Source organism: Micromonospora sp. NPDC050495 (assembly GCF_040655175.1).
GTDB lineage: Bacteria > Actinomycetota > Actinomycetes > Mycobacteriales > Micromonosporaceae > Micromonospora.
Genome location: NZ_JBFAJK010000016.1, coordinates 1 through 26,317, shown reverse-complemented (window position 1 = coordinate 26,317; position 26,317 = coordinate 1). Strand labels below are relative to the sequence as shown.

Below are 26,317 nucleotides of genomic sequence, written 5' to 3'. Positions count from 1 at the left end.
CCCAAGATCGTCCGGATGTCCGAGGTCGCCGGCCCGCTCAGGCCCGCGCCAGGGGCACGACCAGCACCGCCTCGGTGCCACCGGCCGCCCCGTTGCGCAGCTCGATGCTGCCGCGCAGCTCCCCCGTCACCAACGCCCGGACGATCTGCAGGCCGAGGTTGCCGCCCCGCTCGGCGTCGAACGCCCCGGGCAGGCCACGGCCGTTGTCCGCCACCGAGACGTGCAACTGCTTGCGGAACCGGTGCGCGGAGACCACCACCTCGGGCACCGGCGCGCCCTCCGGGCCGGCCACACCGTCCTCGCCGGCCGGCGGGAAGCCGTGCTCGACGGCGTTGAGCAGCAGCTCGTTGAGGACCATCACCAGCGAGGTGGCGATCTCGGCGGGCAGCACGCCGAAGCTGCCGGTGCGGCGCATCCCGACGGACACCTCGGTGGCCGCGACCTCGGTCGCGGCGCTGGCCACCCGGTCGACGATGCCGTCGAACTCGACCGCCTCGTCGCTGGACATGGAGAGCGTCTCGTGGACCAGCGCGATGGACGCGACCCGGCGTACCGACTCCTCCAGGGCGACCCGGGCCTCGGGCATCGACACCCGGCGGGCCTGGAGGCGCAGCAGCGCCGCGACGGTCTGCAGGTTGTTCTTCACCCGGTGATGGATCTCCCGGATGGTGGCGTCCTTGGTGATCAGGGCGCGGTCCCGGCGGCGCACCTCGGTGATGTCGCGGACCAGCACCAGCGCCCCGATCGGCACGCCGGCCGGCATCAGCGGCAGCGCCCGGGTCAGCATGGTGGCGCCCCGGGCGTCGATCTCGCGCCGGGGCGGGGCCTCGCCGCGCAGCGCGGCCAGCACCGCGTTGCCCGCGTCGGTGCCCTCCAGCGGATCACCGGCCAGCCGGCGGTGCAGCTCGGCCAGGTCCTCCCCGACCAGGTGCGAGGCGTAGCCCAGCCGGCGGTACGCGGACTGCGCGTTCGGGCTGGCGTAGGTGACCTTGCCGTTGGCGTCCAGCCGGACCAGGCCGTCGCCCACCCGGGGCGCCGAGGTGGTCTCGCCCGGGTGCCGGGGCGGCGGGAAGGTCCCGTCGGCGACCATCTGGGCCAGGTCGTCCGCGGTGGTCAGGTAGTTCAGTTCGAGCTGGCTGGGCGTCCGCGCGGTGGAGAGGTTGGTGTCCCGGCCGACCACCGCGATCACCTCGCCGGCCTCCCCGTCGCCGCCGCGCAACCGGACCGGGATGGCCTCGTGCCGGGCCGGCACGTCGCCGTACCAGACCGGGTCGCCCTCCCGCCAGATCCGCCCCTGCCGGTGGGCCACCTCCAGGTGCGCCACCTCGGGCCCGCCGACGATCCGGCCGACCTGGTCGTCGAGGTACGCGGTCGGCGCGGTCGTCGGGCGGACCTGGGCCACGCAGAGGTACGTGCCCTCGGCGTCCACCGGCACCCAGAGCAGCAGATCGGCGAAGGACAGGTCGGACAGCAGCTGCCAGTCGCCGGCGACCCGGTGCAGGTGGTCGATGTCGGCCGGGCGGAGCTGGGTGTGCTCCTCGGCGAGGTCACGGAGGGTGGACACGCTGAACAGCGTGCCACGCCCGGGCTCACATCGTCGCGGTGACCTTCTTCAACCCGCGCGGCGCGTCCGGGTCCTCGCCGCGGGCCAGCGCCAGGGCCAGGGCGAGCCGCTGCAACGGCAGGATGTCCAGCAGCGGGGCGTACCGCTCGTCGACCTCGGGAACGGCCATCCGGGCGGTCGCCCCGACGTCGGCGGAGCCGACCACCACCACGTCGGCGCGGCGCTCGCCGAGCCGGGGCAGCACCTCGCCCATCGAGCGCCCGCCGGGGCCCGAGCCGACCACGGCGAGCACCGGCACGTCCGGGTCGGTCATCGCGAGCGGGCCGTGCAGCAGGTCGGCGCCGGAGAAGGCGAGTGCCGGCAGGTACGAGGTCTCCATCAGCTTGAGCGCCGCCTCGCGGGCCGTCGGGTACGCGTAACCGCGCCCGGTGGTGACCAGCTGGGCGGCGAACCGGTAGCGCGGCGCGAGCCGGGCCGGGGTGTCGTCGGACAGGGTGCGTTCGGCCAGCTCGGGCAGGCGGGCCAGGGCGGCCCGCTCCTCGGCGGGCAGCTCGCCGGCGCCGGCGCGTACCCCCTCGACCAGCATCAGCAGCGCGAGCAGCTCGGCGGTGTAGGTCTTGGTGGCGGCCACCGCCCGCTCGTGCCCGGCGGCGATGTCGATGCTCAGCTCGGCGGTCTCGGCCAGCGGCGAGCCGGGGTTGTTGGTGACCGCCAGGGTCAGCGCGCCGGAGGCGCGGGCGGTGCGCAGCACCTCGGCCAGGTCGGGTGAGCCGCCGCTCTGGCTGACCCCGACGACCAGGGCCTCGGAGAGGTCCGGCCGGGCGCCGTAGACGGTGACCGCGCTGGGCGAGGCGAGCCCGGCGGGCAGGCCGAGCCGGATCTCGGTCAGGTACGCCGCGTAGAGGGCCGCGTGGTCGGAGGTGCCCCGGGCGGTGAAGACCACGTGGCGGGGCCGACGCTCGGCGATCACCGCCGCGACCCGGGCGATCGCCCCGGCGTGTTCGGCGGAGAGCAGGCGGTCGTAGCCGGCCGGCTGCTCGTCGATGTCGGCGGCCATCCCGGCCCCTGGACGCGTCACGTACGACCCCCTTCTGCGCGTTTCCCGCGCGATCCATGCTCAGTCTTGCACCTTTGAACGTCGACGAGCAATCGAACGAGCAGTAGTGCGCAGTGGATCACCAATCCGACCAGTGATCCCCTACGCTGGCCCGGCTGACTGCTCGATCATCGAGAGGACGACGTGCCCGACGACGACCCCGCGCTCTCCGCCCAGGAGGAGCTCGCGCTGGCCCGGCTGGCGCTGGGCGAGGGGGACCTCCGGCACGCCGCCGGCCACGTCGCCGCCGCCCTCGTACAGGCACCCACCCTCCCCGAGGTGCACGAGACGCTCGCCCGGCTGAACGCCGCCAGCGGCGGAGACCTCGACCTCTTCCCGCTCGGCCAGCACGCCTTCGTCGGCGCGGTGGTGGCCCGCGCCCACCTGCTCGCCGCCGCCGGCCGACCGGCCGAAGGGCTCGACCTGCTCGCCGCGGCCACCGGATACGCGCCCGGCGCCGACTGGGCCGGCGTGCCCTGGGTGACCGCGCCCGGCCTGCCGGAACGGCTCGACCCCGAACGCACCGCCCGGATCCTCATGCAGATCTGCGCGGCAGTGCCCGACCCGGTGCCGCGCCGCCGACGCGACCCGCTGCGCCCGTACCTGACGCTGGCCCGCAACGCGATCACCGTGCATCCCCGCCACCCGCTGCTGCTCGGCGCGGCGTCCGCGCTGGCCCGCCGGCTCGGCGAGGTCGCCCTCGCCGTCACCTGGGCCGCCCGCGGGGTACGCGCCGAGCCCAGCAAACTCGGCGAGGTCTGGCTCGGGTACGCCTACCGCAGCGCCGGCCGCACCCGGGACGCGCTCGCCGCGCTCGGCCGGGCCGTCGACCTCGACCCCGACGACCTGGCCGTCTACGCCGACATCGCCGGCACCCTCGCCGACAACGGCCGGCTCGACGAGGCGCTGGACTGGATCGACCGGGCGCTGGCCAAGGACCCCACCTTCGACTGCGCCGTGCACACCGCGCACCGGCTGCGCTTCCAGCGCGACGGGGACGTGGCCCACCTGGTGGCCCTCGCCGACTTCGTCCGTGACCACCCGGACGACACCCACGAGCACGGCGACCTGGCCGAGTCCTGCCGCAGCCGGCCCTGGCTCGGGCAGGTGACCCCGGCGGCCGGGCCGGTGCTGGACGCGCTGCGCCAGGCCCTCGCGGCCGAGGGCGCCGCCCCCGTCGCGGTACGCCTCGACGCGCTGGAACCGCCCAGCGCCATGCGTACCGCCGCGGCCGCCGTGCCGGGCCTCGACGTCGAGGTGGCCATGGTGGCCGAGCCGGATCCGCGCGAACCCCGCCGAGACTCGACCCGCCCGCTCTGGCGCTACGAGGGCACCACCGCCGCGCCCACCCTGCCGGCGCCCTCGGCCGAGGCCGCCGAGCGGATCCGGCAGCTCGCCCACCCGGCCTGGCCCCACCCGCCGGCCGCGTACGACGCCGCGGTGGCGCTGGCCACCGTGGACCTCGACGACCTGCTCGGGCTGCTGGTCCACCCGCCCGACGCACCGGGCACCGCGCTGGGCCAGGTGCTCACCGGCCAGGACCCCTCGCTCTGGGTCCGCTGCGTGCAGGTCTGGGCCTGCCTCGGCCTGCTGCATCACCGCACGGACGAGCCGTGGGCCGAGTCCACCCGCCGCCGGGTGCTCCTCGAACTGGTCTGGGGCGTCGAGGACTGGATCACCGAGGCCGCGCTCTTCGCCCTGGTCACCGCCGCCTGGGTCGACCCCGGCGTACGTCCCGACGTGGCCCGGGTGGTGGCCGAGCGGCTCGCCGACGCGGCCGTCGTGGCCCGCGAGCGCCGGGTGCCGATCGCGGTGTCCCTGGCCCACCTTGCCCTGGCCACCCCGGACCTGGACCCGGCCACCCGCGACCTGGCCGGCGAGCTGGTCAGCGGCCCGGCCCGGGACACCCCGCCCGGAGCGCTACGCCGCCTCTGGCACCGCCTCACCCACCTCTTCCGCCCCCACCCCTGACCAGCCCACCCCGGCCGACCGTGCCCGGCGCCGGCGGCCCGGCCGACCCCGACCGAACCGGTCGCGCCTCGACGCCCCCGGCCGGTCATGCCCACGTCGGCCACCGGGCCGGGCCGGGCCGGCCGGTCGCGCAAGATCAACTCCGGTTGCGGCATTCCGGGCCTTCCCGCCCGCGGGAAGCAACACTTTGCCGCATCTCGAGGCACGGGCCGTCGACGCTCGTGGCCCTCGGCGCCGGGGTCGAGCGCCACGTCCCGGTTGGCTGGGCCGGAAAGTGGCGCGGCCACGCCGTACCCCTGGTGGGGTGGGCGTGGCCGCGACGGAGGGTGGGTCAGGCGACGGGCGCCGTGCCGAGAGCGGCCTCGGCCTGCTCCTCGGGGGTGCCGCCGGCGGGCGGGGCGTCGTTCGAGGAGCGCAGCGGGACCTCCTTGATGAACCAGGCGAGCACCGGCACCGCCACGGTGAACAGCATCGCCCAGACGAAGACGTGCGAGATGGCGTCGGCCAGGCCGCCCAGGACGACCTCCCGCAGCTGCGCCGGCAGGTCCTTGAGCTTCTCCAGGTCCATGCCGCCGCCCTCGCCGCCGCCGTTGAACGCGCCGCCCGCCGCCGAGTCGGCGAGCCGGTTGGCGAAGATCGCGCCGAAGAGCGAGATGCCGAACGAGCCGCCGATGGAACGGAAGAAGGTGGCCGCGCCGCTCGCCGCGCCGAGGTCCTTCTGCTCCACGCTGTTCTGCGCGATCAGCATCGAGGTCTGCATGAGGAAGCCCATGCCGACGCCGAGTACGACCATGTAGAGCGACGACTCGGTCTTGCTGGTGCCGACGTCGAGCAGGGTCAGCAGGCCCATGCCGGCGGCCATCACCACGCCGCCGACGATCGGGAAGATCCGGTAGCGGCCGGTCTTGGTGATGGTCCGGCCCACGGCCAGCGAGACCACCAGCATGCCGAACATCAGCGGAAGCAGCAGCAGGCCGCTGTTGGTGGCCGAGGCGCCCTGCACGGTCTGCTGGAACATCGGCAGGAAGTTCATCGCGCCGAACATGGCGAAGCCGAGCAGGAAGCCGATCACCGAGATGAGGGCGAAGTTGCGGTTGGCGAAGAGGCGCAGCGGCAGGATCGGCTCGACGGCCCGGCGCTCCACGAAGCCGAAGACCACCAGGGCCACCCCGGCCAGCGCCGCGAGGCCGAGGATCTGCGGGGAGACCCAGTCGTACTCGTTGCCGCCCCAGGTGGTGATCAGCACGATCGCGGTGATGCCGACGGAGAGCAGCGCGGCACCCAACCAGTCGATCTTGTGCTCGGTACGGTACTTCGGCAGGTGCATGGTGGTGGCGAGGACCAGCAGCGCCACCCCGCCCAGCGGCAAGTTGACGTAGAACGCCCAGCGCCACGAGAGGTGGTCGGTGATGAAGCCGCCGACCAGCGGGCCGGCCACCATGGCGATGGCCATGATGCCGGCGATCATCCCCTGGTAACGGCCCCGCTCGCGGGGCGGCACCAGGTCGCCGATGATCGCCATGACGCCGACCATCAGGCCACCGGCGCCGAGACCCTGGACGGCCCGGAAGGCGATCAGCTCGACCATGCCGTCCTCGACGCCGCCGAAGACGCTGGAACCGGACATGCCGCAGAGGGCCGAGCCGATCAGGAAGATGACCACGGCGGTCAGGAAGACCGTCTTGCGCCCGTAGAGGTCACCGAGCTTGCCCCAGATCGGGGTGGAGACGGTGGTGCCCAGGACGTACGCGGTGACCACCCAGGTGAAGTGGTCGACCCCGCCGAAGTCGCCGACGATCCGCGGCAGCGCGGTGCTGACGATCATGTTGTCGAGCATCGCGAGCATCATCGCGATCATCAGACCGAACAGGACAACCCGGACGTTGGGTCGCACTGTCGCCTGGACTTGTTCACTCATCGGTAAGCTCCCCCGAAGATCTGTGACCTACTTACTTGCCGTCCGGCTAGTCACCTTACTAGCCGGACGGTAAGTTGGACAGCAGAAACCCGTCAAGCGAGTTAGGTGGTAATGGTGAGGGAGAGCACAGGCGGCACGCGGCACCGGATCCAGGCCGTCGCGCTGGAGCTCTTCACCGAGCAGGGGTACGAGAAGACCTCGCTCCGGGAGATCGCCGAGCGTCTCGGGGTGACCAAGGCCGCCCTCTACTACCACTTCAAGAGCAAGGACGAGATCGTCAACAGCCTGGTCGAGGACCGGCTGCGCCGGATGGACGAACTCATCGAATGGGGCGCCGCTCAGCCCGCCACCCTGGCCACCCGGCGCACCCTGATCGGCCGGTACGCGGACACCATGTTCGGCGGCGACCTGCCGTCGGTGATGCGCTTCTTCGAGCAGAACCAGACCGTGCTGAAGAGCCTCAGCGCCGGCATGCAGATGCGGGACCGGATGATGCGGCTGGCCAACGAGCTGTGCCGGGGGGACGACTCGCCGGAGGCTCAGCTCCGCGCGGCGCTGACCCTGTTCGCGGTGCACACCAGCTGGTTCGCGATCCGCGCCCCGCACATCACCGCCGACGAGCGCAAGAGGATCGCCCTGGACGTGGCCGACGAGCTGCTGGCAAAGATCGCCGGACCCGACGACCCCGACCGGCCCAGCGCACCCGACCGGCCCGACGAACCTGACCAGCCCCGCGCCGCCTGACTCACCCGACGAACCCGACCGGCCTGGCGCCGCCTGACCGACCCCGCGCCGCCGGACCGGCCTGGCGCCGCCCGACCGACCCGACGAACCCGACGGGTCCCGCGCCGCCGGACCGACCCCGCGTCGCCCGACCGGCCCGGCGCGCCGAGGGTCCCGGGTCAGGCGCGGGCCGGCAGCTCCAGGCGCAGGCCCAGCAGGTCCACCCCCGGCAGCGGGGACCAGTCCTTCTCGGGCAGCCGGACGAAGCCGAGCCGCTCGTAGAGGCGGTGCGCCGCGGCGGCCATCCCGCTGCGTACGCAGATCACCACCGCCGAACAGCCCAGCTCGGTGGCCCGCGCCACGCAGGCCCGGACCAGGACCGAGCCGGCGCCGCGACCCTGCGCGGCCGGGTCGACCGCGAGCATCCGGAACTCCGCCTCGCCGGGCCCGGAGAGTTCCGCGTACGGGGTGCCGGCCAGCACGAACGTCACCGCGCCCAGCACCTCGCCGGTGGCCTCGTCCACGGCGACCAGCACCTCGCCGGTCTCCGCCCGGGTGGCCACGTCGGCGAGCACCGTGCCGTAGCCGTTCTCGCCCTTGAGCTGCCCGTCCGCCTCGTACGCGGCGACCGTCAGCCGGGCCACCGCCGGGTGGTCGGCCGGCTCCGCACGGCGGACGACCAGGGCACTCAACCGATCACCGCGATCAGGTCACCGTCCTGCACGACGTCGCCCTCGTTGACGGCGAGCTGCTGGACCACCCCGTCGGACTCGGCGACCACCGGGATCTCCATCTTCATCGACTCCAGGATCACCAGGGTGTCCCCCTCGGACACGGTGTCCCCGGCCGACGCGACGACCTTCCAGACGTTCGCCACCATCTCGGCGCGGATCTCCTCGGCCATCTCCAGGCCCTCCCTCTCCACCGGTCTGCCTGCGAACGGTATCCAATCATGGCTTCCGTCACGTCCCGACCCCTGACCGCCTGCACACCCGAACGTGCCCCGGCGGCCCCCGGCCCGCCCCGGCGGCACTAGCATCAGCGGGTCGGTCCCGGGCATTCCCGGAGCACCGGTACGCGACCTCGCCGCGTTCGCCGCGGCCGGACCGTGACCAGCACAAGGAGGCAGAACATGGCGAAGAAGGCCCGTAAGAAGAAGGCCCGCAAGAAGAGCAGCGCGAACCACGGCAAGCGCCCCAACTCCTGAGGGCGACACAGCGGTGGCCCGGGTCCGCACGGACCCGGGCCACCGCTGTCGTCAGATCGTGCCGCGCCCGCTCAGTCGGCGAGTTCGCGGGACTCGGTGGTCTCGAAGACCACCAACTCGGTCAGGCGTACCCGCAGCCGCTCGCGCAACTGCTCCGGCGCGGTCTCGTTGCCGCAGCAGCGGGCGACCAGCGCCTTCACCTCCTGCTCGATGCCGAACTCGCGCAGGCACGGCCCGCACTCGTCGAGGTGGTGCCGGATCAGGGTGCGCCGCTCCTCACCGCACTCCAGATCGAGGTAGAGGTAGACCTCGGCGAGCACCTCACGGCAGTCCGTCTCGTGCGGCTCTCCACAGCTCACGGTCACACCTCCCGGCCGGCGGCGGCGGTCGAACCCTTCGATGGCGCGGAGCTGAAGCCCCGCTCCGCGGCGTACCCCTCGAGCAGCTTGCGCAGATTACGTCGACCGCGGTGCAGCCGGGACATCACGGTGCCGATCGGGGTGCCCATGATGTCGGCGACCTCCTTGTAGGAGAAGCCCTCGACGTCGGTCAGGTAGACCGCCAGGCGGAACTCCTCCGGCAACTGCTGGAGGGCCCCCTTGACGTCGCTGTCCGGCAGCCGGTCCAGCGCCTCGGTCTCCGCCGAGCGCAACCCGCTGGACGTGTGCGACTCCGCCTCGGCGAGCTGCCAGTCGGTGATCTCGTCCGTGGGCGCCTGCACGGGCTGGCGCTGCCGCTTCCGGTAGGAGTTGATGTAGGTGTTGGTCAGGATCCGGTAGAGCCAGGCCTTCAGGTTCGTGCCCTGCTCAAACTGGTGGAAGGCCGCGTACGCCTTCAGGTACGTCTCCTGGACCAGATCCTCGGCATCCGCCGGGTTACGCGTCATGCGTAGCCCGGCAGCGTAGAGCTGATCGACGAAGGGCATCGCGTCCCGTTCGAAACGGGCCCTGCGCTCGTCCGTCTTCTCGGTGGTCAACCGCACATCCCCTCGCGTCGGATGCTGTCCCGCCGAGAATACGCGTACCCGCCTGACGGCAGATTCACTTCCGGACTGTGTGCTGGTGCTCACGGCCGACGCCGCCGCGGGCCACTCCGGCGCGTCGAGCAACTCCCTGAGCTGCCGCGCGTCCCGTTCGTCCCGCTCCCGGCTCCGTGTCTCGGTCGGCACCGGTCACCCCCCTCGCCTGGAAATGTCATCCGGAGGTAGTAACGCGGGTCGTGGGCCGGCGCATTCCGCCACCGCCCCCGCCGTTCCTGGTCCCGGCCCCGGCCGCGACCGGCGCTGGGACCAGGAAGGGCCTGGGAGGTGGCCCCGGAAGCCCGAACCGGGCGACCGGCACCATCCGATGCAACGACCGCCGCCACCCACGGTCACGCCGACCACGCGCGCCGTGCCCGTCCCGTGACCCGCGGAGCCGCCGGGCGAGCGGCGTGGCGCGGCCCGCACGCGCCTCGGTGGAACGCCATGGAGGTCAACGGCCCGTTTTGACCGCCATGGCGTTCCACCCGACTGGCTTCCGGTTGGCTCGGGCGACAGACACACGCGCCCGGAGCGCTCGGAAGCCGCCGGCCAGCTGCCCCGTGTCGATGGCGCCGGACGCCGAGGCCCGAGGCCGACGGCGGGCGACGAGGGCTTGAGGACTGGCGGATGGGAGGAGGTCGGGTCAGGCCGGCGTCCAGCCCTGTGCGCGCAGCCAGTCGCGCACCACCGCGGCGGTCCCTGGCGGGTCGCCGCGCAGGTCGTGCCGCTCGCCAGGGCGGAGGACCACCTCGACGCCCGGCCCCGGCGCCGGAACCCCGAACGGGTCGCGGTCGCCGTTGACGACCAGCGTGGGCAGGCCGGTGGCCAGTTCGTCGGCGCGGGACCGCTCCGGACGCCCCGGCGGGTGCAGGGGGAACGCCAGCGCGACCACGCCGGCGGCGCCGACCTCCCGAGCGGTACGGCAGGCCACCCGGGCGCCACTGGACCGGCCGCCCACGATCCAGCGGGACACCGTGGGGTGGCGCTCCCGGAGCACGGCCAGTACGGCTCGCCAGGCCTCGTCGAGGTGGCCGGCCGGGGCGGGTGCTCGACGGCCGGCGACCCGGTAGGGCTGGGTCACCCGGATCACGCCCAGCCCGGCCTTGGTCAGCGCGTCCCGCACGGCGACCAGGTCCGGGGCGTCCACGTCGCCGCCGGCGCCGTGACCGAGCACGAGCATGGTGGAGTACGCCGCGCCGGGCAGGTCGGTGTCGACGCGGGCCGGGCCGCGCGGTGTCTCGATCTCGTCGCCGTGGGGCACCGGCCCATTCTGCGTCCCCCGCCGACCCGCGAACCCCGCAGTGCCGGGAAACGCGCGACCGCCCCGTCCACCGACCGGCAGACCCGGCGGTGCCGGGAAACGCGGGACCGCCCCGTCCACCGACCGGCAGACCCGGCGGTGCCGGGAAACGGTCCGCAAGCCCGTTAACCGACCGGCGATCCCCCGTCGACCGCAACCCGGCAGCACCGGGAAATGCCGCCGCCCACGGTCCCTGAACCGGGAGCGCGGGCGGCGGCATCGGTCAGCTCAGCGGCACCAGGGTGAGCAGGCGGTCGCGGACCGGCGGACCGGCCTCGTCGAGAGCGTGCGGATCCGGCTGCACCTCCTGACGCCAGGCGACCAGCATGGCCCGGCGTTCGCGGGGTGTGGTGCCGCCCCAGACGCCGTGGCAGTCACCCACCTCCAGCGCCCAGGCCAGGCAGGATCCCTGGACTTCACAACTGCGGCAGAGCGCGACGGCCGCGTCGGCCGGCTCGTTGGGTGCCGGAAAGAACGTCTCCGGATCCACGCTCTGGCAGGTCCCTCTGGTCCGCCACGCCTCGTCCTGTCGCCGTTCGCGCAACGCCCGCAACAGTCGCGGGTCGCGGCGCGCGGCGGCGACTTCGTGCGGGCGGGGCATACGTGCCCGTGTCAATACACCCACCTCCCCCGTGGGACCGGCCTTGATCATGAAGAATCGATGGGTGCCATCCGCCCCGTGCGGACAGACGCCCAACGCCGGCGCTGTGTTCTATCGCACTCGAGCACACGGAGACAAGACTCTATCCCCAAACATGGCTGAACGGCCGGGCGACTTTTCAGGGCCAACCCCGGCAAATCAGCACACGACAATGTGCTGAGCGTGATCAGAACAGCGTCATGTCCGCGGCCGCCTCCTCGCGCGCCAGGGGAACCCGGGCAGTGAGCTCCGGGCCGTCGTTCCGGACGTCGCCGACCGCCGGTGCGACCGGGCGGATCTCCAGCCCGGCCAGCCACTCCGCCGGCGGCGGGGCGAGCAGCGCGGCCTGATCCTCGGCCGGCCCGAGCCAGTCCGCCCAGCGCTCGCGGGGCAGCAGCAGCGGCATCCGGTCGTGCACCTCGGCCAGCTCGCCCACGGCGGCGGTGGTGAGCACGCTGAAGGTGAGCAGCTCCGCGTCGCCCGCCGCCCAGACCGACCAGATGCCGGCGAAGCTGAGCACCGAGCCGTCCCGGGGCGTCATGAAGTACGGCTGCCGCCGGCCACCCGGCTCGCGGACCCACTCGTACCAGCCGTCGGCCGGGACCAGGCAGCGCCGGCGGGCGAAGGACGGCGCGTACGCCCGGCTGGTGGCGACCGTCTCCGCCCGCGCGTTGATCATGCGGGCCGCCCCCGCGGCGGTGCGGGCCCAGTGCGGCAGCAGACCCCAGCGGCCCACCGACAGCAGCCGGTGCCCCTCCGGCGCGAGGCGTACCAGCGGCACCGGATCGGTCGGGGCGACGTTCCAGTCCGGGCCGACCTCGCCGCCGGTCTCGTCGTACGACTCGAACAGCGCGCTCAGGTCGCCCGCGCTCCGGGTCGTCGCGTACCTCCCGCACATGGCGCACACGCTAACGCGCCGCCGGCGTCCCGGTTGTCCCGCCAGCCGGGAGCTGGGGCGACGGGCGGTTCCATCGGCTCCGGGAGTTGGCAGAATGTGAGCGTGGGGAATCTGACCGCTACGCGCCCGCCGCAGCCGTGGACGCCGCCGACCGCCACCGATCCGGTCGGCGTCACGCTGCGCCTGCCCGGCTCCAAGTCGATGACCGCGCGGGCCCTGGTGCTCAGCGCGCTGGGCAGCGGGCCGAGCACGCTCGCCCAGCCGCTGCGCGCCCGGGACACCGAGCTGATGGCCGGCGGGCTGCGGGAGCTGGGCGCGCACGTGTCGGTCTCCGACGACGAACGCTGGCTGGTCCGGCCGCACCGGTTGGTCGGCCCGGCCCACGTCGACGTCGGCCTGGCCGGCACGGTGATGCGCTTCCTGCCCCCGGTGGCCGCCCTGGCGGAGGGTCGGGTCACCTTCGACGGCGACCCGTACACCCGGGTCCGCCCGCTCGGCCCGCTGATCGGCGCGCTGCGCTCCCTCGGCGTACGGATCGACACCCCGGAGACCGGCAGCCTGCCGCTGGCCGTCCTCGGCGCCGGCCGGGTCGCCGGCGGCGAGGTGGTCCTCGACGCCTCCGCCTCCAGCCAGCTCGTCTCCGGCCTGCTGCTGGCCGCGCCCCGGTTCGACCGGGGCGTGGTGGTCCGGCACCAGGGGCCGCCGGTGCCCTCGGCGCCGCACCTGCGGATGACCGTGCAGATGCTGCGGGCCGCCGGGGCCGCGGTCGACGACAGCACGCCCGACGTCTGGGCCGTCGAGCCGGGCCCGCTGACCGGGCGGGGCTGGGAGATCGAGCCGGACCTCTCCGGCGCGGTGCCGTTCTTCGCCGCCGCGCTGGTCACCGGCGGCGAGGTGACCCTCCAGGGCTGGCCGCACAGCAGCATGCAGCCGGTGGAACAGCTCCGCACCCTGCTCACCCGGATGGGCGGGGAGGTGACGCTGGGCACGGCCGGGCTGACCGTCCGGGGCACCGGGGTGGTGCACGGCCTGGACGCGGACCTCTCCGACGTCAGCGAGCTGACCCCGGCGCTGACCGCGCTGGCGATGCTCGCCGATTCGCCGTCCCGGCTGACCGGCGTCGAGCACATCCGGGGGCACGAGACCGACCGGATCGCCGCGCTGGCCACCGAGTTCACCGGGCTGGGCGCCGACATCACCGAGTTCCGCGACGGCCTGGAGATCCGGCCCCGCCCGCTGCGCGGCGGCACCTTCCGGACGTACGCCGACCACCGGATGGCGCACGCGGCGGCGGTGGCCGGGCTGGCCGTCCCCGGGATCGAGGTCGACGACGTGGCGTGCACCTCGAAGACCATGCCGGAGTTCCCGGCACTATGGTCGGGGATGGTGACCGGCAAGAACTGACGCGACGGGGGGACGTCCTGGCGACCAGGCGGCGGGAGTACGACGAGGACGACGTCCGGGTCCGGCCCGGGAAGTCCTCGCGCCCGCGTACCCGGACGCGGCCCCGGCACGAGGACGCGGTCGACGGCTTCGTGATCGCCGTGGACCGGGGCCGCTACACCTGCGTACGCCCCGGCGACGGTCCGGCGGTCCCGGCCGTGACCGCGATGCGCGCCCGCGAGCTGGGCCGCAAGTCGGTGGTGGTGGGCGACCGGGTCGGGCTGGTCGGCGACACCTCGGGCGCGCCCGGGGCGCTGGCCCGGATCGTCCGGATCGCCGAGCGCAGTTCGGTGCTGCGGCGCACCGCCGAGGACGACGCCACCACCGCCGAAGGGCGGTTGGAACGGGTGGTCGTGGCCAACGCCGACCAGTTGGTGATCGTCAGCGCGCTGGCCGACCCGCCGCCGCGCACCGGGTTCATCGACCGCTGCCTGGTGGCCGCGTACGACGCCGGCATCGAGCCGCTGCTCTGCCTGACCAAGGCCGACCTGGCCGGCCCCGAGGCGGTGCTCGGCTACTACACCGAGCTGGAACTGCCGTACGTGCTGATCCAGCCGGACGCCGACCTGGCCGCGCTCCGCGCGCTGCTCGCCGGGCGGATCTCGGTCCTGGTGGGCCACTCCGGGGTGGGCAAGTCGACGCTGGTCAACCGGCTGGTGCCGGCGGCCGACCGGGCGGTCGGCGTGGTCAGCGCGATCGGCCGGGGCCGGCACACCTCGACCAGCGCGGTGGCGTTGCGGCTGCCCGCCCTCGACGACCGCACCGACGACCCGGGCTGGATCATCGACACCCCCGGGGTACGCAGCTTCGGGCTGGCCCACGTCTCCGCCGAGAGCCTGCTGCACGGCTTCCCCGACCTCGTGGAGGGGACGGTCGACTGCCCGGCGAACTGCCCGCACACCACCGACGAGGCGGACTGCGCGCTGGACGCCTGGGTGGCGGCGGGCCGGGCGGACCCGCGCCGGCTGGCGTCGTACCGGCGGCTGCTGGCCTCCCGCAGCGGGGAGGGCGACCCGCGCGAGGTCGAGCGCAACCCGGGCGACCCCCTCGCCGGCTCCTGACCCACCGACCCCGGCGGACCCCGCCGACCCGGGCGGACCCCGCCGACCCGGGCGACCTTGCAGACCCGGACGGACGCCGACGACCCGGCGCTCCCGACCGGCGGACGCCGACGACCCGGCGGCCGGGAGCCTGCGCCGGCCTCGCTACCGTTGCGCCATGACCGGGTACGCCGAGGACCTCGCCCTCGCCCACACACTCGCGGACGCCGCCGACGCCATCTCCATGGCCCGGTTCCGCGCCCTGGACCTGCGGGTCGAGTCGAAGCCGGACCTCACCCCGGTGTCGGACGCGGACACCGCCGTCGAGCGGGCGATCCGTGCCCTGCTGGCCGAGCACCGGCCCGGCGACGGCCTGCTCGGCGAGGAGTACGGCGAGCAGCCGGCGGCCGGCCCCGACGGGCGGCGCTGGGTGGTCGACCCGATCGACGGCACCAAGAACTTCGTCCGGGGCGTGCCGGTCTGGGGCACCCTGATCGCGCTGCTGGAGGGGGACCGCCCGGTCCTCGGCCTGGTCTCCGCCCCGGCGCTGGGCCGGCGTTGGTGGGGCGCGCGCGGCGCGGGCGCGTACGCGGGACCGGACCTGGCCGCCGGCACGCCGATCCGGGTCTCCGGCATCAAGGAGCTGGCCGGCGCCAGCTTCTGCTACTCGTCGCTGACCGGCTGGGAGGAGGCGGGCCGGCTGGACGCGGTCCTCCAGCTCATGCGCGACGTCTGGCGCAGCCGCGCGTACGGCGACTTCTACGGTTACATGCTGCTCGCCGAGGGGGCGCTGGAGGTGATGGTGGAGCCGGAGCTGTCGCTCTGGGACATCGCCGCGCTGGTGCCCATCGTGACCGAGGCGGGCGGGACCTTCACCAGCCTGGACGGCCGTCCGGCCCCCGCCGGGACCAATCCGAACGAGATCAGCGCGGTCGCCAGCAACGGCCTGCTGCACGACGACATCTTGGCCCGGCTCGGCCGGCCGGCCGAGCACTGACCCGGCGACAGCCCTTATCCTCGCCAGGTGGTTTCCTCCGGTTGGTGCTTCCTGGCGGCGATGATCGTCGCGTACGGCTTCGCCAACCTCCTCCAGTCGATCGCCGCCGCGCGGACCACCGTGCACCACACCTTCGATCCGGGGCTGCTGCTGCGGCTGGCCGGCCACCGCACCTACCTGGTCGGGCTGCTCTGCCAGATCACCGGGTTCGTGCTGGCCTTCCTGGCCCGCCGGGACCTGCCGCTGTTCCTGGTCCAGGCCAGCGTGGCGGCCGGGCTGGGGGTGACCGCGGTGATCGGGGTGGTGGTGCTCAAGTGGCGCCTGCCGGCCGCCGAGGTCGCGCTGCTGGTGCTGCTCTTCGGCGGGATCACCGCGCTGGTGCTGGCCGCCGAGCCGGCGCCGTCCCGGCAACTCGGCACGGCCGGGCTGGTCGGGCTGGTCGGCGCGCTCGGGCTGATCTCCGTACTCGGCTTCTTCGCGGCCCGGCTGCACGGCCCGCCGGGCTCGGTGGTGCTCGGCTCGCTGGCCGGGATGGCGTTCTCCGCGGCGGCGGTGGCGGCCCGGCCGCTCGCCTCGGCCGACTCGGCGGAGGCGTTCGTCCGGGATCCGCTGCTCTACCTGCTGATCGTCCACTCGGTGGTCGGGCAGCTCCTGCTCGGCCTGGCCATGCAGCGCGGCTCCACCACGGCGGCGGTGGCCGCGATGGACGCCGCCGGCGCGGTGCCCGCGGCGATCGTCGGCCTGCTGCTGCTCAACGACCGGATCTGGCCGGGGCGGGAGTGGCTGGCCGGGATCGGCTTCCTGGCCACGCTGGCCGCGGTGGTCGGGCTGACCCGCTACGCGGAGCCGCAGCACCACCACGCGGTCGCCCGCGCCGCCCGGGAGCGCCCGATGATCGCCGCCGCGGCGGCGGCCCGGCCACGGCAGTGAACCGGGGTCAGCCAGCCTCGACCGGCCCGGCCGCGGCAGTGCGCCGGGGTCAGCCAGCCTCGACCGGCCCGGCCGCGGCAGTGCGCCGGAGTCAGGCCGCCTCGACCGGCCCGCGCTCGGCGACCACCTCGACGGTCGGGGCCGGCTCCGCCGCCTCGGCCGGCCGGCGGCGGCCGATCACCCGCTCGTAGAGCCGTTCCAGCGCGCCGGCCGTCCGCTCCCAGGTGTAGCTGCACCGGACCCGGTCGACCGCCGCGTGCCCGTACGCGAACCGGCCGGCGTTGTCGGCGAGCAGCCGGCGCAGGGTGACCCCGAGGGTCCGGACGTCGCCGGGCGGGATCAGCTTGCCGGTCACCTCGTCGACGACCGCGTCGGCGATGCCACCCATCGCGTAGCCGACCACGGGCACGCCGCAGGCCATCGCCTCCAACGACACCCGGCCGGCGGAGGCGTAGTGCGGGGTGCAGGCGACCACGTCGGCGGAGCGGTACCAGGTGGCCAGCTGGTCGTGCGGCACCGCGCCGACGAGCTTGACCTGCTCCCCCACCCCGGTGTGCTCGGCCAGCTCGCGCAGCCGGCGGGCCTCGGCGTGGTCGGCGAGCTGTTCGGCGGGCGGACCGCCGGCGATGACCAGTTCGGCGTCGCCGACCAGTCGCATGGCGCGGATCAGGTCCTCCTGTCCGTGCCCGGGCGCGAGCCCGCCGACGGAGAGGATGCGGGCGCGCTGGTCGCGCGGGGCGGCCTCGCCGTCGGGATGGAACTGCTCGGTGTCGACGCCGGTGGGCACCATGGCCACGGAGGTGCGCTGCAACCCCATCCGGGTCAGCTCGTCGACCTCGTCGTTGCACTGGGCGACGGCGATGTCCACGGCCCGGATCAGCGCCCGTTCCAGCGGGATCCGCTCGCCCGGACCGTCGTAGCGCGACCCGAGGTGGCGCAGCTGCTCGACGCCGAGGGAGTGGAAGGTCTGCACGACCGGGATGTCGGTCTCGCGGACGGCGTGGGCGGCGGCCAGCCCGCCCACCCAGTAGTGACCGTGCACCACCTCCGGCACCCAGGCGCCCGACCACTGCCGGGCCAGCCAGGCGCCGAGGTCGGTCACGTACGGGACCAGTTCGGCGGTGGGCAGCGGGCTGGCCGGGCCGATCGGCACCCGCTCCAGCCGGTACCCGCCGACCTCGGCGACCTCGGGCTGGTTCGGCTCGTCGCGGCGCTCGTACACCCGGACGTCGTGGCCCCGTGCGGCGAGTTCGGCCGCCACCCGCGCGACGTGCTGGTGCGTGCCGACGGTGGGACCGTCGGTGGACGGGCCGGCGTGCGCGCACACAAGGCCGACGCGCATGGTGCACCTCCATGCGTTCTCGCGAGCGGTGGTCCTCCGGTCAGAGGGTCCCATTAACCCGGCCCCGTTGCGCCGAAACCTGGCAGATCGGGACCGGTCCGGCGGGCCGGCCGGGCTGCTCACCCGGACGTTCCGCCGTTCTTGGTGACACCTGCCCCGTACGGCCGCGCGGTAACCGTGATCCGCGTTGCTCCGGCGGCATGACCCGGCCGCGCCGGGGGTACGGGCGAGGAATGCCTCTCACCCGCACTCTGGACGACGCGACGGTGGTGATCACGGGGGCTTCCAGCGGGATCGGCGCGGCGACCGCGTACGCGCTGGCCCGCCGGGGCGCCGACGTCGTGCTCGCGGCCCGCTCCGAGGACGCGCTGCGCCGGGTCGCCGCACACTGCCGGGAGCTGGGCGGCCGGGCGCTGGTGGTGCCCACCGACGTGACCGATGCCGAGGCGGTGCGGCAGCTCGCGGCGCAGGCGGCGGCGGAGTTCGGCCGGATCGACGCCTGGATCAACAACGCGGCGGTGGGCGTGGTCGGGCTCTTCGACGAGATCCCGGTGGCGGAGTTCCGCCGGGTGCTGACGGTGAACCTGCTCGGCACGGTGCACGGGACGAAGGCGGCGCTGCCCTGGCTGGACGCGGCCGGCGGCGGCGTGGTGGTCAACAACGCCTCGGTGCTGGCCGAGGCCGCGATGCCCTACCAGTCGGCGTACAACGCGGCCAAGCACGGCATCCGCGGGCTGTCCGACACGGTCCGCCAGGAGCTGCGGGTCACCGGGCGCGGCCACATCTCCGTCTGCACGGTGCTGCCGGCCACCATCGACACCCCGTTCTTCCGGCACGCCGCCAACCACACCGGGCAGGAGTTGGTCCCACCGCCGCCGGTCTACCCGCCGGAGGTGGTCGCCGAGACGATCGTCCGGCTGCTGCGCCGGCCGCGTCGGGAGGCGTACGCGGGCGGCGCGGCGCGGCTGCTCGGGCTCCAGTGGCGGCTCGCCCCGGCGCTGGCCGAGCGGGTGCTCGGCTGGTACACCGCGCGCACCCAGTTCGGTCCCGGGGTGCGGCTGGACAGCACCGGCAACGTGTTCCGGCCGGACGCGGCGGGCGAGCAGACCGGCGGCTGGCACGGCCGGCGCCGCCAGCTGGTGCGGATGACGGCCGCCTTCGGGTTGGCCGCGGCGGGCACCGCGGTGGGCACGATGGCCGCGATGAACCGGCGGGCCAGGGCGGATCGGTGAGGAACGGGTGAGCCGGCCGGGTGCGCGTGCCGCTGCGGGCATGCACAATGGGACGATCATGCCGACGGACGTGCGATGCCTGGTGGAGACGGACGAGTCGTCCGCCGTCGTCCGGCTGACCGGGGTGCTCGACCTGCCCGGGGCGGATGCCGTCCGGGACGCGCTGCTGGCCCGGCTCTGGCAGCGGCCGGGCCCGGTGATCGTCGACCTGTCCGGGGTGCGGATCGTCGCGCCGCAGGCGCGGGCGGTCGTCGACGACGTGCACCGGGCGGTGGCGGGCTGGCCGGCGGCCGGCCTGCTGGTGCTGGACCCGGCGGGCGCGCCGGCGGGCGACGCCCCGGTCTTCCCGACGCTGGACGCCGCGCAGGCCGCGCTGGTCGCCGCACCGCTGGCCGCGATGCTCAGCGCCGACCTGCCGCCGGTGGTGGCGGCGGCCCGGGAGGCCCGCGCGCTGGTCACCGACGGCTGCGCCCGGTGGCGGATGCCGGAGTTGGCCGAGCCGGCGTGCATCGCGGTGACCGAGATGGTCAACAACGGGGTCGCCCACGCCCGGTCGCCGATGACGCTGCGGGTCGGCCCCCGCGACGGCACGCTCCACCTCGCCGTCCGCGATCACTCGTCGCGGCCGCCCGCGTACGCCGGGCTGGCGCCGCTGACCTCGACCGGGGGCCGCGGGCTGCTGCTCATCGACACGGTCTCGCGGTGCTGGGGCAGCACTCCGCTGCCGGACGGGAAGGTGGTCTGGTGCGTGCTGCACGCCGAGGACGAGGCGGCGTTCCGGAGCTGAGGCCGGGTTTGACCCTCTTTCTCCCGATCCACCCCGCCGGTTGCGGTTAATCCGGCGAGCGCAGTGGGTAGTTCCCCGTCATGCGCGACGACGAGTACCCCACCCCCGTGTCCGACCCCGAGGCGGAGGGCCTGCCCGACACCGCCGACGACGACTCCACGGCCAACGACGACGTCTTGACCGGGCGCGAGGCGGACGGCCCGGAGCCGGCCCAGCTGCCCGGCGACCGGACCCCGGTGGCCGTCGACCAGTTCGGCACCACCGCCGAGGAGCAGCTCGACGGGGAGTCACTGGACTACAAGATCCATCGCGAGCAGTACGAGCGGCCCGCCGACGACCCGCTCGCCGGCCCGGTCGACCCGGACATCGCCGCCGAGGCGGACAGCGAGGAGGCCGCCGCGCAGGCCCAGCTCGACGCGGACGTGATCGACCCGGGCCCGACCTCCGACCCGCACTCGCCGGTCTCCCTCTACGACCACGGCCAACTCGGTACGGTCGCCGACCACCAGGTGGGCCGCCTGGTCGAGCCGGACGAGGGCGCCCACACCGACCAGGAGACCGACAACGTCGCGTACGACGCCGGTTCGGCCGGCGGCGGGGCGACCGCGGAGGAACTGGCCATCCACGAGACCCGCCCGCCCGAGGCGAGCTGACCGGTCAGCCGTCCAGGCCCCGCTCGATGGCGTACCGGGTCAGCTCGACCCGGTTGTGCAGCTGGAGCTTGCCGAGCGTGTTCTGCACGTGGTTCTGCACCGTGCGGTGGGAGAGCCCGAGCCGCTCGGCGATCTGCTTGTACGACAGGCCCTTGGCCACCAGTCGCAGCACCTCGGTCTCCCGTTCGGTGAGCCGGGGTGCCGCGTCGTCCGCGGTGGCCGGCCCGGCGGCCAGCCGGCGGTACTCGCCCAGCACCAGCCCGGCGAGCCCGGGCGTGAAGACCGGCTCGCCGGCCGCGGTCCGGCCCACCGCGTCCAGGAACTCGGCCGGCGCGGCCGACTTGACCAGGTAGCCGGTGGCGCCGGCCTTCACCGCGTCCAGCACGCTCTGCGGCTCGCCGCTGGCCGACAGCATCAGCACCCGCACCTGCGGCAGCGCGGCGCGCAGCCCGCGGATCACCTCGACCCCGGAGACGTCCGGCAGTTGCAGGTCGAGCACGACCACGTCGGGGCGGGCCGCCGGGGCGACCCGGATCGCCTGCCGGCCCTCCCCGCTGGTCGCCACCACCAGGTAGCCGGCCTCGGTCAGGTCGCGGGCCACGCCCTCGCGCCACATCGGGTGGTCGTCGACCACCATCACCCGGATGCTCACCGGTCACCCCTCGGCACGCTCAACTCGATCTCCGTACCGGCGCCCGGGGCGGAGACGATCCGCACCTGGCCGCCCAGGTCGGCCACCCGGCCCTGGATCGACTGGGCCACCCCGAGCCGGCCCTGCGCGACGGCCTCGACCAGCCGCCCAGCCGGGATGCCCGGCCCTTCGTCGCGTACCGAGACCGTCACCGTCTCCCCCTCGTCCTCGATCAGCACCCAGGCCCGCCCGGCGGCGTGCCGGGCCACGTTGTCCAGCGCCGCGCCCACGGCGGCGGCCAGCTCGCCGGCCACCCGGGCGGGCAGCTGCACCGGCGTGGCCGGCGCGGCCACCTCGACCGTCGCCGAGGCGTACCGGTCGAGCAGGTCGCGCAGGTCCCGGGCGTCGCCCTCCTCGGCCGGGGCGGCGCCGGCGCGGCCGATCAGCGCCCGCAGCGCCGCCTCCTGCTCACCGGCGAGCCGGGCCAGCTCGCCCGCCTCGCCGTCCAGTTCGGCGCCGCGCCGCTGCACCAGCGCCAGCACCTGGAGCACCGAGTCGTGGATGTCCCGGGCCAGCCGCTCCCGCTCGCGGCTGGCCGCCTCCAGCTCCACCGCCCGTTGCAGCCGCTGCTCGGCGGTCACCGCGAGCCGGGCGACGTGCCCGACCACCACCCCGGCCAGCAGCATCAGGATCACCCCGGTGAGCGAGGACTGGCTGACCCGCTCCCGGGCGACCAGGTCGGTCCCGCCGAGCACCAGGGCGGCGACCGCGCCGCGCCGCCGCCCGCCGGAGACCGCCCAGGCCAGCACCGGCCCGGCCTGCCAGGCCACGGTCAGCGTGGGCACGCCGGCGGCGAGCGCCGCGCGGCCCACCACCCAGGGGTTGGCCAGCATGATCGCCAGGACCACGCCGAGGTCGGCCAGGAGCAGCGGCCAGCGCCGCCCCGCCGGGCGCGCGTAGCCGGCCGCGGTCGCCGTGCTCCAGGCGAGCATGACCAGGAGTACGCCGCCGGCGGCGAGCGGGTGCGCGTACCGGTCCGCGTCGCGCAGGACCAGCAGCCCCACGTACGCCAGCGAGGCGAAGCGGAACACCGCGATCGACCGCCAGAGCGGGACCTCCAGACCACCCGGGGACGACGGCATGCGCGCCACCATCCCATAACCGACGCGGGACGGGGTGGTGGGTGCGGCTCGGGAAACCCTGACGTACGGTGGAAATGCCGCGAAAATCGTCGAGATCAACCGTCGGGACGGGGCCATGACGAATGCAGAACCCCCCGCACCGCGTACGGTTGTGCCCATCGAACCTTCCCTCCTCATCGCCGAAGCCTTCGACCAGGGGCGGGTGACCGAGCTACGCCACTCGGTCACCTCCTGTGCGCGCGGCGCCGGGCTGGCCGGCCAGCGGCTCGACGACTTCGTGCTGGCGGTCAACGAGCTGATCACCAACGCTGTGCGGCACGGCGGCGGCCAGGGCCGGCTGCGGTTGTGGCAGCAGGACGGCCAACTGCTCTGCGAGGTCGCCGACCACGGCCAGGGGATCAGCGCGCGGCAGCTCAACGACCGCGACCGGCCCGCTCCGGACGCCGCCGGCGGCTGGGGGCTCTGGTTGGCCCGGGAGCTGAGCGACACCATGGCGGTGCAGACCGGCCAGGCCGGCACGATCGTGCGGATCAGCGCCACGCTGGCCGCTCGGCAGCAGGTCGCCGAGCCCGCCGAGAACTGACCGCCCCACTGCCTCAGGCGAAGAGCGCGCCCACCGAGCCCGCCGAGAGCTGACCGCCCTCGCCGCCTCAGGCGAAGAGCGCGCTCACCGACTCGCCGTTGTGGATCCGGCGCATCGCCTCGGCCAGGGCCGGCGCCACCGACAGCACCGTCAGCTCCGGCACCCGCTTCTCGGCCGGGATCGGCACCGTGTTGGTGCAGACGATCTCCAACACGCCGTCCTGGGCGCTCAACCGCTCCAGCGCGTCGCCGGAGAAGAGGCCGTGGGTGCAGGCCAGCCGGATCGAGCGGACCTTCCGCTCGCGCAGGTGGGCCATCAACTCGATCACCGTACTGCCCTTGGCGATCTCGTCGTCGAGCACGATCACGTCCCGGTCGGCCACCTCGCCGATCACCGTGCTGATCTTCACGCGGTCGTCCCGGAACCGCTGCTTCGCCCCGGCCGCCACCGGCGTGCCGAGCATCCGGGCGAACGCGGCGGCCTCCTTGGCGTTGCCCAGGTCCGGCGAGACCACCACGGCGTTGGCCAGGTCGTAGCGGGTAAAGTGGGCGGCCAGCTCGCGCAGCGCGTGCAGGTGGTCCACCGGCACGCTGAAGAAGCCGTGCACCTGCGGCGAGTGCAGGGTCATCGCGAGCACCCGGTCCGCGCCGGCCGAGGTGAGCAGGTCGGCGACCAACCGGCCGCCGATGGAGATGCGCGGCGCGTCCTTCTTGTCCGACCGGGCGTACGCGTAGTGCGGCAGCACCACGGTGATCCGGCCGGCCGACGCGCCCCGGGCCGCATCGATCATGAGCAGCAGTTCCACCAGGTGCTCCTGCACCGGTGGCACCAACGGCTGGATCAGGAAGACGTCGCGCTCCCGGCAGTTGGCCTGCAACTGCACCTCGAGGCAGTCGTTGGCGAACCGGGACACCCGCACCGGGTGCAGCGGCACGCCCAGGTGGGCACAGATCTCGGCGGCGAGGTCGGGGTGGGCGGTCCCGCTGAACACGGCAATGTCACGCACGCCTGATGATCGTACGGGGCGGCCGGGGGAGGCGCCGGACGCTTCCGCCGGGTACGGTGCTGCCGTGACCGGAGACTTCGTCGCCGCCATCGATCAGGGCACCACCTCCTCCCGGTGCATCGTGTTCGACCGGTCCGGAGCGATCGTCTCCGTGGCCCAGCGCGAGCACCGGCAGATCTTTCCCCAGCCCGGCTGGGTCGAGCACGACGCCGAGGAGATCTGGGCCAACGTGCGGCAGGTGGTGACGGAGGCGCTCGCCGCCGCCGGCACCGGGCCGGACGGGCTGGCCGCGGTCGGCATCACCAACCAGCGGGAGACCACCGTGGTCTGGGACCGGGCCACCGGCCGCCCGGTGGCCCCGGCCATCGTCTGGCAGGACACCCGCACCGGCCCGGTGCTGCGCGAGCTGGCCGAGACGTACGGTGAGGAGCGGCTGCGGGCCCGCACCGGCCTCACCCTGGCCACCTACTTCGCCGGGCCGAAGCTGCGCTGGCTGTTGGACCACGTGGACGGGCTGCGCGAGCGCGCCGAGCGGGGCGAGGTCCTCTTCGGCACCATGGACAGCTGGCTGATCTGGAAGCTGACCGGCCGGCACGTCACCGACGTGACCAACGCCAGCCGCACCATGCTGATGGGTCTGGAAACCCTGGACTGGGATCCGGAGCTGCTCGACGCGCTGCGGGTGCCGGCGGCCATGCTGCCGGAGATCCGCTCCTCCAGCGAGGTCTACGGCACCGCCGACGAGCTGCTCGCCGGGGTGCCGGTGGCCAGCGCGCTCGGCGACCAGCAGGCCGCCCTCTTCGGGCAGACCTGCTTCCAGCCCGGCGAGGCCAAGTGCACCTACGGCACCGGCAGCTTCCTGCTGCTCAACACCGGCGCCAGCGCGGTCCCGTCCCGGCACGGCCTGCTCACCACGGTCGCCTACCGGATCGACGGCCAGCCCGCGGTGTACGCGCTGGAGGGCGCCATCGCGGTCACCGGCTCGCTGGTCCAGTGGCTGCGGGACAACCTCGGCCTGATCTCGACCGCCGCGCAGGTCGAGGAGCTGGCCCGCACCGTCGACGACAACGGCGGCTGCTACGTGGTGCCGGCGTTCTCCGGGCTGTTCGCCCCGCACTGGCGCAGCGACGCCCGGGGGGTGATCGCCGGGCTGACCGGCTACATCACCAAGGGGCACCTGGCCAGGGCGGCGCTCGAGGCGACCGCCTGGCAGACCCGCGAGGTGGTCGACGCGATGGACGCCGACTCCGACGTGGCGTTGCGGCGGTTGCGGGTGGACGGCGGGATGACCGGCAACGCGCTGCTCATGCAGTTCCTCGCCGACGTGCTCGACGTGCCGGTGGTGCGCTCCCGGATCACCGAGACCACCTGCCTGGGCGCCGCGTACGCCGCGGGCCTCGCGGTGGGCTTCTGGCCGGACCTGGCCACCCTGCGCGAGCAGTGGCGTTCGGACGCCCGCTGGGAGCCCGCCATGGACCCGGCGCACCGCGACCGGGAGCTGCGCAACTGGCGCAAGGCCGTGCAGCGCACCCTCGACTGGGTGGACGACTAGGGCCCCCGTTCAGACCGAGCGAATCCCGGAAGTTTCAACCTTTCGGTCCGGCACGGCACCCCACCGGATCCGCCACTCCTGCCGGCCATTGGTCCGCCCGGAGGCCGCCGGAACCATCAGAACCGCTGGTAGAGGCGGCAGCCTGCCCCCGTTCCGGAACCCTTGCCGAGTAGAGCTTGCCGGAAGTTTTCCGGAACCCATTGTTTCCGGGATGTTGCCATGCCAGCATGACCTGGCATTGAAACCTGTCGTTCGCCGGTCCAGGTCACGCGATCCACCGATCCCGATTCGCACGCGCGGCGGCTGCGGCCAGCCCGGTGTGTGGTGCTCGGCGTCCGGGGCCCAGACCCGAGAAAGGAGGCCACCGTGGCAACCAGTTCCCCTGCCCGCTCCGCTGACTCCCCCCAGAGCCGCTCGTTAAGGTTCCGCCTGCTGATCGGCGGCACCGTCGCCGCCGTCGCGGCGATGGGTGCCGTGATGGTGATGCCGTCGGCGAACGCCGCGGCGAGCACGTTGGGTGCGGCGGCCGCGCAGTCGGGCCGGTATTTCGGCACGGCGATCGCGGCGGGCCGGCTCGGTGACTCGACGTACAGCACGATCGCGGCGCGTGAGTTCAACATGATCACGGCTGAGAACGAGAT

The 26,317-nt window shown here is 74.3% G+C and carries 26 protein-coding genes; 12 read left to right on the top strand and 14 right to left on the bottom strand.

Going from position 1 to position 26,317, the window contains the following annotated elements:
* Positions 1–37: 37 nt before the first annotated feature.
* Together AB0I11_RS17740 and AB0I11_RS17735 are read right to left on the bottom strand one after the other, a co-directional pair.
* Complete coding sequence (locus tag AB0I11_RS17740; protein WP_357320915.1) at positions 38–1,564, bottom strand: histidine kinase N-terminal domain-containing protein; 1,527 nt, start codon at positions 1,562–1,564, stop codon at positions 38–40.
* 25 nt (positions 1,565–1,589) lie between these two features.
* Positions 1,590–2,621, bottom strand: a complete 1,032-nt coding sequence (locus AB0I11_RS17735) for an SIS domain-containing protein (protein ID WP_357321183.1) — start codon at positions 2,619–2,621, stop codon at positions 1,590–1,592.
* Between the two features lie 183 nt (positions 2,622–2,804).
* On the opposite strand from AB0I11_RS17735, the gene AB0I11_RS17730 reads away from it, so the two are divergent.
* Positions 2,805–4,631, top strand: a complete 1,827-nt coding sequence (locus AB0I11_RS17730; protein WP_357320913.1) for a tetratricopeptide repeat protein — start codon at positions 2,805–2,807, stop codon at positions 4,629–4,631.
* Between the two features lie 331 nt (positions 4,632–4,962).
* Here the strand turns inward: AB0I11_RS17730 and AB0I11_RS17725 are convergent, their stop codons facing one another.
* Positions 4,963–6,549: an MDR family MFS transporter gene (locus tag AB0I11_RS17725; protein ID WP_357320910.1), complete on the bottom strand. Its 1,587-nt coding sequence runs from the start codon at positions 6,547–6,549 to the stop codon at positions 4,963–4,965.
* 111 nt (positions 6,550–6,660) lie between these two features.
* On the opposite strand from AB0I11_RS17725, the gene AB0I11_RS17720 reads away from it, so the two are divergent.
* Positions 6,661–7,293: a helix-turn-helix domain-containing protein gene (locus AB0I11_RS17720; RefSeq protein ID WP_357320907.1), complete on the top strand. Its 633-nt coding sequence runs from the start codon at positions 6,661–6,663 to the stop codon at positions 7,291–7,293.
* A 158-nt stretch (positions 7,294–7,451) separates the two neighbouring features.
* On the opposite strand, the gene AB0I11_RS17715 is transcribed toward AB0I11_RS17720, so the two are convergent.
* The 7 genes from AB0I11_RS17715 to AB0I11_RS17685 form a co-directional block, all read right to left on the bottom strand.
* Positions 7,452–7,964: a GNAT family N-acetyltransferase gene (locus tag AB0I11_RS17715; protein WP_357320903.1), complete on the bottom strand. Its 513-nt coding sequence runs from the start codon at positions 7,962–7,964 to the stop codon at positions 7,452–7,454.
* Entirely contained in the window at positions 7,961–8,182 is a 222-nt protein-coding gene (locus tag AB0I11_RS17710; protein ID WP_357321180.1) for a biotin/lipoyl-binding carrier protein, read from the bottom strand. The genes AB0I11_RS17715 and AB0I11_RS17710 overlap by 4 nt, the downstream gene beginning before the upstream one ends.
* A 368-nt stretch (positions 8,183–8,550) precedes the next feature.
* On the bottom strand, positions 8,551–8,838 hold the full coding sequence (gene rsrA / locus AB0I11_RS17705) for a mycothiol system anti-sigma-R factor (RefSeq protein WP_357320900.1): 288 nt from the start codon (positions 8,836–8,838) through the stop codon (positions 8,551–8,553).
* A 2-nt stretch (positions 8,839–8,840) separates the two neighbouring features.
* Positions 8,841–9,647, bottom strand: a complete 807-nt coding sequence (locus AB0I11_RS17700) for a sigma-70 family RNA polymerase sigma factor (protein WP_357320897.1) — start codon at positions 9,645–9,647, stop codon at positions 8,841–8,843.
* Between the two features lie 496 nt (positions 9,648–10,143).
* On the bottom strand, positions 10,144–10,761 hold the full coding sequence (locus tag AB0I11_RS17695; protein ID WP_357320894.1) for an alpha/beta family hydrolase: 618 nt from the start codon (positions 10,759–10,761) through the stop codon (positions 10,144–10,146).
* Positions 10,762–11,023: 262 nt separating this feature from the next.
* Positions 11,024–11,416, bottom strand: coding sequence for a WhiB family transcriptional regulator (locus AB0I11_RS17690; RefSeq protein WP_046563345.1), 393 nt, complete (start codon positions 11,414–11,416; stop codon positions 11,024–11,026).
* A 211-nt stretch (positions 11,417–11,627) separates the two neighbouring features.
* Complete coding sequence (locus AB0I11_RS17685; RefSeq protein ID WP_357320891.1) at positions 11,628–12,338, bottom strand: SOS response-associated peptidase; 711 nt, start codon at positions 12,336–12,338, stop codon at positions 11,628–11,630.
* Between the two features lie 102 nt (positions 12,339–12,440).
* On the opposite strand from AB0I11_RS17685, the gene aroA reads away from it, so the two are divergent.
* From aroA to AB0I11_RS17665, 4 genes are all read left to right on the top strand, one after another.
* Positions 12,441–13,742 (top strand): 3-phosphoshikimate 1-carboxyvinyltransferase, encoded by a 1,302-nt coding sequence (aroA, locus tag AB0I11_RS17680; RefSeq protein WP_357320888.1) that lies wholly within the window; start codon positions 12,441–12,443, stop codon positions 13,740–13,742.
* Complete coding sequence (gene rsgA, locus AB0I11_RS17675) at positions 13,712–14,842, top strand: ribosome small subunit-dependent GTPase A (RefSeq protein WP_357320885.1); 1,131 nt, start codon at positions 13,712–13,714, stop codon at positions 14,840–14,842. The genes aroA and rsgA overlap by 31 nt, the downstream gene beginning before the upstream one ends.
* A 157-nt stretch (positions 14,843–14,999) precedes the next feature.
* Entirely contained in the window at positions 15,000–15,818 is an 819-nt protein-coding gene (gene hisN / locus AB0I11_RS17670; protein ID WP_357320882.1) for a histidinol-phosphatase, read from the top strand.
* A 60-nt stretch (positions 15,819–15,878) separates the two neighbouring features.
* A complete protein-coding gene (locus AB0I11_RS17665; protein ID WP_357321177.1) occupies positions 15,879–16,748 on the top strand; it encodes a hypothetical protein in 870 nt (289 codons plus the stop codon).
* A 91-nt stretch (positions 16,749–16,839) separates the two neighbouring features.
* Here AB0I11_RS17665 and AB0I11_RS17660 read toward each other — a convergent pair whose 3' ends face one another.
* A complete protein-coding gene (locus AB0I11_RS17660) occupies positions 16,840–18,090 on the bottom strand; it encodes a glycosyltransferase (protein WP_357320879.1) in 1,251 nt (416 codons plus the stop codon).
* A 233-nt stretch (positions 18,091–18,323) separates the two neighbouring features.
* On the opposite strand from AB0I11_RS17660, the gene AB0I11_RS17655 reads away from it, so the two are divergent.
* The 3 genes from AB0I11_RS17655 to AB0I11_RS17645 all read left to right on the top strand — a co-directional run bounded on the left by AB0I11_RS17655 (position 18,324) and on the right by AB0I11_RS17645 (position 20,762).
* Complete coding sequence (locus AB0I11_RS17655; protein ID WP_357320877.1) at positions 18,324–19,322, top strand: SDR family oxidoreductase; 999 nt, start codon at positions 18,324–18,326, stop codon at positions 19,320–19,322.
* Positions 19,323–19,380: 58 nt separating this feature from the next.
* The gene (locus AB0I11_RS17650; RefSeq protein ID WP_357320874.1) at positions 19,381–20,109 is read left to right on the top strand and encodes an ATP-binding protein; all 729 of its coding nucleotides are present in this window, start codon (positions 19,381–19,383) and stop codon (positions 20,107–20,109) included.
* 80 nt (positions 20,110–20,189) lie between these two features.
* Positions 20,190–20,762, top strand: coding sequence for a DUF5709 domain-containing protein (locus tag AB0I11_RS17645; protein ID WP_357320872.1), 573 nt, complete (start codon positions 20,190–20,192; stop codon positions 20,760–20,762).
* 4 nt (positions 20,763–20,766) lie between these two features.
* Here the strand turns inward: AB0I11_RS17645 and AB0I11_RS17640 are convergent, their stop codons facing one another.
* Positions 20,767–21,399: a response regulator transcription factor gene (locus tag AB0I11_RS17640; protein ID WP_357321174.1), complete on the bottom strand. Its 633-nt coding sequence runs from the start codon at positions 21,397–21,399 to the stop codon at positions 20,767–20,769.
* Positions 21,400–21,410: 11 nt separating this feature from the next.
* Positions 21,411–22,535: a DUF5931 domain-containing protein gene (locus AB0I11_RS17635; protein WP_357320869.1), complete on the bottom strand. Its 1,125-nt coding sequence runs from the start codon at positions 22,533–22,535 to the stop codon at positions 21,411–21,413.
* A gap of 115 nt (positions 22,536–22,650) precedes the next feature.
* On the opposite strand from AB0I11_RS17635, the gene AB0I11_RS17630 reads away from it, so the two are divergent.
* Positions 22,651–23,118, top strand: a complete 468-nt coding sequence (locus AB0I11_RS17630; RefSeq protein WP_357320864.1) for an ATP-binding protein — start codon at positions 22,651–22,653, stop codon at positions 23,116–23,118.
* A gap of 67 nt (positions 23,119–23,185) precedes the next feature.
* Here AB0I11_RS17630 and AB0I11_RS17625 read toward each other — a convergent pair whose 3' ends face one another.
* Complete coding sequence (locus AB0I11_RS17625; RefSeq protein ID WP_357320862.1) at positions 23,186–24,124, bottom strand: ribose-phosphate pyrophosphokinase; 939 nt, start codon at positions 24,122–24,124, stop codon at positions 23,186–23,188.
* Positions 24,125–24,188: 64 nt separating this feature from the next.
* Between AB0I11_RS17625 and glpK the strand changes: the two genes are divergently transcribed.
* Both glpK and AB0I11_RS17615 read left to right on the top strand, forming a co-directional pair.
* Positions 24,189–25,676 (top strand): glycerol kinase GlpK, encoded by a 1,488-nt coding sequence (gene glpK / locus AB0I11_RS17620; RefSeq protein WP_357320859.1) that lies wholly within the window; start codon positions 24,189–24,191, stop codon positions 25,674–25,676.
* A 366-nt stretch (positions 25,677–26,042) separates the two neighbouring features.
* On the top strand, positions 26,043–26,317 hold a 275-nt coding region (locus AB0I11_RS17615), incomplete at its 3' end, for an endo-1,4-beta-xylanase (RefSeq protein ID WP_357320856.1).